Source organism: Oleiphilus sp. HI0061 (assembly GCF_001635675.1).
In genome coordinates this window covers 1-2136 of record NZ_LWFE01001143.1, presented here as the reverse complement: position 1 = coordinate 2136, position 2136 = coordinate 1, and the positions used below count along the sequence as shown (strand labels likewise).

General features: G+C 45.3%; 2 protein-coding genes and 1 pseudogene. All 3 read left to right on the top strand.

What is annotated here, in order from left to right; all coding sequences use genetic code 11:
• Nucleotides 1-415, top strand: a 415-nt coding sequence (locus A3735_RS17085) for a hypothetical protein (protein WP_231882568.1), incomplete at its 5' end; no start/stop codon positions are given.
• Between the two features lie 149 nt (nucleotides 416-564).
• Nucleotides 565-1575 carry a porphobilinogen synthase gene (gene hemB / locus A3735_RS17080; RefSeq protein WP_082865402.1) on the top strand — a complete coding sequence of 337 codons (1011 nt, stop codon included), beginning with the start codon at nucleotides 565-567 and terminating at the stop codon, nucleotides 1573-1575.
• 68 nt (nucleotides 1576-1643) lie between these two features.
• A pseudogene (locus A3735_RS17075) lies at nucleotides 1644-2136 on the top strand (RNA degradosome polyphosphate kinase); the annotation flags it as partial.

The window sequence follows — 2136 nt, the reverse complement described above, 5'->3', positions numbered from 1 at the left end:
CCGCAAACACTCACGTACTTGCAAAACTTTTATTGCACTGATATCAATGATTAGCTTGCTAAGCCTAGGCATGATAGGTGCTGCAATAACCAGCAGCATCTATATTTCATTTGGGCAGGTTCTACTTGCCTCAATGGTAATTGCTGCAAGTTTATCAATTATGGTTTTATATCAGCGCGACCAAGACCAGCATTACATTCACGAACTGAGCCATACTAAAAGCGGCCGAGCACAACTATGCATACCTGAACCCGCTGCTTTTAGGCACTGGAAGTCTGCGCTACAAGACCCTGTTCAACGAATAAAAATTCGCGGTTCACAATTATGCGGCGCGACCTGCATAGGCTCCGCACTTGTTATGCTAAGCATCGCTTTAATCCCAAGCATTCAATTATTACTTAAGCTAAGCATATAAGCGTACCTAGATCTCGAGTTCCCTGTATTTAGCGAAAAGCAAAATACTTCCAAAAATCCAGCCCCAGTTGACTTGCGTTATAGCCTTTCCTTCGGCATACCTGCTAATCTTAAGCACATAATATTTTTGATGATTGCCGGAGATAAAAAGTGTTTTCACCCAGCCAACGACAATTCCCTAACAGCCGACTCCGTCGCATGCGCTTTCAAGACTTTTCCCGTCGCTTGATGCAGGAAAATACACTAACAGCCAATGACCTGATTTACCCCATGTTTATTCTTGAAGGTGTAAATAAACGCGAAGCTGTTAGCTCTATGCCCGGCGTTGAACGCCTGAGTATTGACCTACTACTAAAAGAGGCGCAGCAGCTACTAGAGCTTGGTATCCCCGCCGTCGCACTATTTCCCGTCACCCCGAGTAATGCCAAGTCTCTTGATGCCAAAGAAGCTTGGAACCCCGAGGGCCTAGCCCAAAGAGCTGTACGAGCACTAAAAAAGGAATATCCGGAGCTGGGCGTGATTACCGACGTTGCCTTAGACCCCTTTACAACCCACGGCCAAGACGGAATTATCGATGATGATGGATATGTATTAAACGATATTACCGTTAACGCATTAGTTAAGCAGGCTTTGTCACACGCAGAGGCCGGAGCAGACATCGTTGCACCTTCAGATATGATGGATGGCCGAATCGCTGCGATTCGCAAAGAACTGGAAGCCGCAGGCCATATCAATACCTCTATACTTGCCTACTCCGCTAAGTATGCCTCTTCTTATTATGGTCCTTTTCGCGACGCAGTAGGCTCTGCTGGCAACTTAGGTAAAGCAGATAAAAAGACTTACCAAATGGACCCGGCCAATTCTGATGAAGCCTTGCACGAGGTCGCCATGGACCTTCAGGAAGGTGCCGACATGGTTATGATCAAGCCAGGCATGCCCTATCTCGATATTGTTTACCGTATCAAGACTGAACTCAAAGCGCCGACCTTCGTCTATCAAGTGAGTGGTGAGTATGCGATGCATATGGCCGCAATAGAAAATGGCTGGCTAGACAAGGATAAAATTATTCTAGAGTCACTACTTTGTATCAAGCGCGCTGGCGCCGATGCAATTCTGACTTATTTTGCCAAGGACGCTGCGAAACTTCTTAGCAAAGGATAAAGATGTAACAATGTTCAGCTAGAATGGATTATCGCCCCTTTTAAAATACTTGGAGAATACAGACAACAATGAGCACGACGCATGACGAGCAAACAGCAAATAATGAGCTCCCTGCTATAGACCTCCTTAACCACGAATACTACGTGAACAGGGAACTAAGCCATCTGCAGTTCAACCATCGCGTGCTCAAACAAACGATTGATACATCGCACCCTCTCCTCAACCGTCTGATGTTTAGCTGCATATTCAGTAGCAACATGGATGAGTTTTTTGAAATTCGTGTGGCCGGCCTAAAACATCAGATCAAATTTGGTCGGGAGACAATTGGGCCTGACGGACTAAGCCCTGAACAAACCCTAGAAAAAATCAAACATATCGCGACAGATTTTGTTCGTGAACAGTATGAGATTTTGAATGATGTGCTTCTGCCTGAGTTAAAAAAAGAGGGGATCAGTTTTCTAAGACGCCAGGAATGGAGTGAAGCTCAACATGAATGGTTAGCTAATTATTTCGATAACGAAGTACTACCGATTATTAACCCCATCGGTCTCGACCCTTCAC